At 33.3% G+C, this 4572-nt stretch carries 6 protein-coding genes and 1 pseudogene; 6 read left to right on the forward strand and 1 reads right to left on the reverse strand.

All coding sequences use genetic code 11. From position 1 onward, the window contains the following. Positions 1 to 249 precede the first annotated feature (249 nt). The 6 genes from IEW94_RS16695 (at position 250) to IEW94_RS16720 (ending at position 4004) form a co-directional block, all read left to right on the forward strand. Positions 250 to 780, forward strand: coding sequence for a hypothetical protein (locus IEW94_RS16695; protein WP_188655211.1), 531 nt, complete (start codon positions 250 to 252; stop codon positions 778 to 780). 153 nt (positions 781 to 933) lie between these two features. Continuing rightward, a complete protein-coding gene (locus IEW94_RS16700) occupies positions 934 to 1437 on the forward strand; it encodes an Imm63 family immunity protein (protein ID WP_188655213.1) in 504 nt (167 codons plus the stop codon). Between the two features lie 151 nt (positions 1438 to 1588). Continuing rightward, positions 1589 to 1990 (forward strand): hypothetical protein, encoded by a 402-nt coding sequence (locus IEW94_RS16705; RefSeq protein WP_188655215.1) that lies wholly within the window; start codon positions 1589 to 1591, stop codon positions 1988 to 1990. 167 nt (positions 1991 to 2157) lie between these two features. Next, on the forward strand, positions 2158 to 2829 hold the full coding sequence (locus IEW94_RS16710) for a DUF4304 domain-containing protein (RefSeq protein ID WP_188655217.1): 672 nt from the start codon (positions 2158 to 2160) through the stop codon (positions 2827 to 2829). A 150-nt stretch (positions 2830 to 2979) separates the two neighbouring features. Beyond that, on the forward strand, positions 2980 to 3366 hold the full coding sequence (locus tag IEW94_RS16715) for a hypothetical protein (protein ID WP_188655219.1): 387 nt from the start codon (positions 2980 to 2982) through the stop codon (positions 3364 to 3366). Positions 3367 to 3539: 173 nt separating this feature from the next. Continuing rightward, positions 3540 to 4004, forward strand: coding sequence for a hypothetical protein (locus IEW94_RS16720; protein ID WP_188655221.1), 465 nt, complete (start codon positions 3540 to 3542; stop codon positions 4002 to 4004). 335 nt (positions 4005 to 4339) lie between these two features. Here the strand turns inward: IEW94_RS16720 and IEW94_RS16725 are convergent. Beyond that, positions 4340 to 4572, reverse strand: a pseudogene (locus tag IEW94_RS16725) (IS110 family transposase); the annotation flags it as partial.

The raw sequence follows: 4572 nt of genomic DNA on the forward strand, positions 1-4572 counted from the left end.
CATTTACAAATATAGCTCACGCGAAAAGAGCTACAAAAAATGCAGTTAATTTATACAACGAAATAAGATTACACTTATCTTTAGATTTCAAAACACCGAATATGGTATATAAATTAACAGCGTAAATCAATTTTTAACCTGTAGCCATATTTCAGGACGAGACATATGAAAAATACCTTGAAATTTTTAACTTTACTTCTTGCTCTCACAATAAATTTCTCTTGTGCAACAAAGTTTTCCACGCCTGAATTGACAAATAACTTTTCTAAAGAACAGATAAAGGATTTGGAAAAAATAACGGACTTTTTCAAAAGCCAAATTTGTGAAAATCAAAATTCTGATTTTAAAACTTGCTTTACCAATATTTTGCCAGATTTGGTCGAATATGGGTGGCAACCGATTTTAGAAAAAGTGGATTTTGAAAAACAAAAGGAATTATATAGTTCCATCTCTAAATCCACATTTAATGAAATATGGGACTTTTGCAAATCGAGAAACCTTAAAACTGGAGAGGAATTTAAAAGTACTTGCTCAAAATATGATGGCAAGTACCAAAAATTTGTAACGGAACTTGGAGAAAAAAACCCTCAAATAAAAGAATATGCCGAAAAATTAATTGGAGCAGGTGATTTCAGTCCTGCGCCTTGGTTACAATGGAATATCGTTGACAACCCAAAAGCATTTGATTTAAATGACCCCAATATTCAAGTTTTGATTTCAATTCATTATTTATCACAAAATGACGGTCAAAAGAGAGATGAAAAATGGGAAACGCAATAAAATACTATGCACAACACCGGCTATAATCCATTGCTCGCTAAATGCTAAACCAAAAATCATTACCTTTAACTTGGCTCGATTCCTACTCCGAAAATCCTACGGATTTTCATCGCAACGGAATCATAGCCAAACCGTTGTGCATAATTTAAGAAAATGAGCCAAATTCAATTATTAGAAAGAGAATTTAATAGACTTTCAAAAAAAATTAGTGTCCCAGAAAGACTTAAACCAAGCTTTGGCCCTTCGGATTATGATGAGAAACCATGCGTTTTTGAAGACTATAAAAACAATCTCCATTATGCTGCAAAAGAGAGAGGACAAATTTCGTTTGACAAAATCACATCAGATTTTGACGAAATTCTTTATTGGATATTTGATAGTATAACATTTTCAATGGCTGTCGATTTTGAATTGAATAGCAGAATAGAAGAACAAGATTGTAGACGAATTGCATTTGAACACCAAACTCAATTAATGACCACGATAAATAAAATCTGGGGTGAAAAAACAATAAAAAAACACAATGAAATATTAAAAGAACATCCTTTTGATGATTTTGCTTCCATAAGAGCCGATTATTGCAGAGATTTAAGAAAACAAGGACTTGGCGAAGATGAAATTGACCGAAAAGCTTATGAAAAATATCCTGAAAAATAAAAACTATGCACAACACCGCCTATAGTTCATTGCTTCCGACTTTCCTCTCGGAAAGTCCTCGCAAATTTACTATCTTCGGTTTACGGCGGAAAATCCTCGCGGATTTTCACGCAACGAAACCATAGCCAAACACGTTGTGTGTAAGCCTAAAATGAAGACAGAGAATACTATAATACCGCTGGTTTTGATGGGAATTTTAGTTCTCGGTTCGTTTGCACCTGTATTACAAATTATATTGGTATATGGAAACGTAATTTATCTCTATCCCTTTGAAACCATATTTGGAACTGACGATTTAAAAGTTTTAAACTTCATCAATCTGATAAGTGGAATTTTGACAGTTTACGGATTTTACAAAGCAAAAAAAACTGGATTTAAATTAATTTGGGCAATTCTGACCGTATTCTTCTTCAATGCATTTTTGAATTTTATGTGGGATGAAAACGGGGGTGACCCAAATCCATATTTTATTGGAATTATGATTTCTGGATTTTTGACTACTTTACCATTGGTCATAATAGGATTTTTAAAAGAGAAAAGAATAAGAAAATAAAAAGTCTACACACAACAATGGCTATAATTCAGCGTGGCGACAGTGCAAAACCAAAAGTAAAAACATTAAATTAGCTTGATTTCTCTGCGGAATAGTCCTGCGGACGATTCCACGCCGAAATCATAGCCAAACCGTTGTGGGTAATTTAAAAGAACCGTACAAAAACTATGGACACAGCTGAATTTCGAAAATTAATAGTAAAACATTTTTCACCTAAAATACGTGAATTAGGGTGGAAAGGTTCTGGATTTCATTACAGAAAACCAGAAGAAAATAATGTTGTTAATATTTTCGGACTTCAAGGAAGTAGATGGGGCGGAACAATTTATTGTGAAACTGCTATTTGCTTTGATTTTATGAACGATTTAGCTGGTTTATCTTTTGACAAAAGCACATATGCAAGTTGTCTAATTCGAAAAAGATTGCACCCATTAGAAAGGACAGGTGGAGCTTGGGATATTCATAATGACCAAGAAAAAAATCTCGAGGAAGTAAACTCAATTTGGAATGCTTTTCAAAACCAAGGAGCAAAGTTCTACAATGATTTTGCAAACTTTCCTCATCCTTTTGATAAAATAAAACCGATAGATTTACAAACAAGTGACAATTATAAAATACTTGGAAAATATTATGTCGGAAACGACATTGAATTGGCTAATCTTTTAAAAGAGATAAACCTCTTGCTTGGAAACAAAAGTATCGCCAAAGAATTTGCTGAAATCGGAATTGCAGGAGTTAATGAATTAGGAAAGAAACTATTAGTTGGCAGAAAAACCAAATCGTATAGGGAAACTGAAAGACACCTTGAAAATAAAATTAAAGAACTAACAATTGAATAAAAAACTACCCACAACACCGGCTATAATTCAGCGTGGCGATAGTGCAAAAAACAAAAGTAAAAGCATATATTTAAACTGATTTCTCTGCGGAATAGTCCTGCGGACGATTCCACGCCGAAATCATAGCCAAACCGTTAGCACCAATTTGAAATGATACAGACACCAGAAGAATTTATAAGATTAAGGACAAGTGAAGACTTGAATGACCAAAGGACTTCGGCTACGGATTCGGCGGACATTAAAACTTGGTTGGAAATCATTGAAAATTATCCCGAAATGAAAGAATGGGTTGCTCACAATAAGACCGTTCCTCTTGAAATTCTCGAAGTACTTGCAACCGACAAAGACGAAAAAGTAAGATGTGTTGTGGCAAGGAAAAGAAAAATTAATAATAGGATTTTTGACTTGCTCAAAGCCGATTCGGACAAAACAGTTCGCCATGCTTTGATTTGTAATACAGGATTGGCATTGGATTTAAAGAAAAAAATAAAAATTGACGATTCGGGTTGGTTAAAAAATGAGCTAAACGAAAAATAAAAACTGGTGCCAACAACGGCTATAATTCAGCGTGGCAACAGTGCAAAAACCAAAAGTAAAACCTATATTTAAACTGATTTCTCTGCGGAATAGTCCTGCGGACGATTCCACGCCGAAATCATAGCCAAACCGTTACTTGCAATATTTAACTCAGCACAAAATTGTCATAAACATTGAAAAGATACTCAATTGAAAAAATAGAATTTCCTAATTGGGAAATAACTTGGAATGAAATAAGAATGGGTCACTATAATATCAATGCGGTAAGAAACACTGGAAATCAGATTGGATTTTATGAATGGGGAGATGATGATAGCAGACAAAGATTAGTAACCGACATAGTAAATCTTGAATTGTCTTTAAGAAGAAAAAATACTTATCCATATTGGAATAGCGTTTTCACAACATTATTAAAAACGAACAAAATACCCTTTTATAACAAGTTTGAAACTAATGAATTCAATGATTCTTTTTCTTGGGAAATTGAAATTTTAGAAAATATATTTTTATCATATAATTCTGAAAATGATGAAATTATTCTCAATCAAAATTCTGAATTATTATTTATTAAAAAATGGAAAGATTTAAATGGTAATGATTTTAACAATCTAGTAAAAAAAATAAATTTTAGATTTTAATAAAAACTGCAAGTAACACCGTATCCTATGAAAAGCACTAGTCCAGTTTTTCAAAGTTAATATTTATTCTTTTAACTATCTCATTTTAAAATTTTTAAACGTGTTGCATTATGGATGAAGCTATGATTCATCTATAATGCAATACTATATAACTTGCTCCGCATCCTATTTGTGATCAACCCCTTTTGGTCTTCACCAGCATCTGTATGATTATAAGTTATAATAAGCCCAGCCACTTGCTAAAAAAATGTGATCACTTATACGGTGTCACCTACGGTGTTTTGTGATATGGGCCTTGAATACTTCTTTTGTGAGCTTTGTTATTGGTTTTTAAATTATTCTACAACCCCAATTTCATAGGGTATTTCTTTTTTTATAACCGCCAGTGTTCTGCACAATAGCTTTCTGGCTACTTTTATTATGATCTTTTTACTGTCTTTGCCCGAATGCTTGCGATAATAGCCCTGCATCACAGGATCGGTGCGTATGGCCTGCCATGAAGCTTCTATGAAATACGAACGGATCAATCGGTGTGCCCGTGGTGTGATTCCCATGGTCTTGCTGTTAG

This window comes from Yeosuana aromativorans, assembly GCF_014646655.1.
GTDB classification, from domain to species: domain Bacteria; phylum Bacteroidota; class Bacteroidia; order Flavobacteriales; family Flavobacteriaceae; genus Yeosuana; species Yeosuana aromativorans.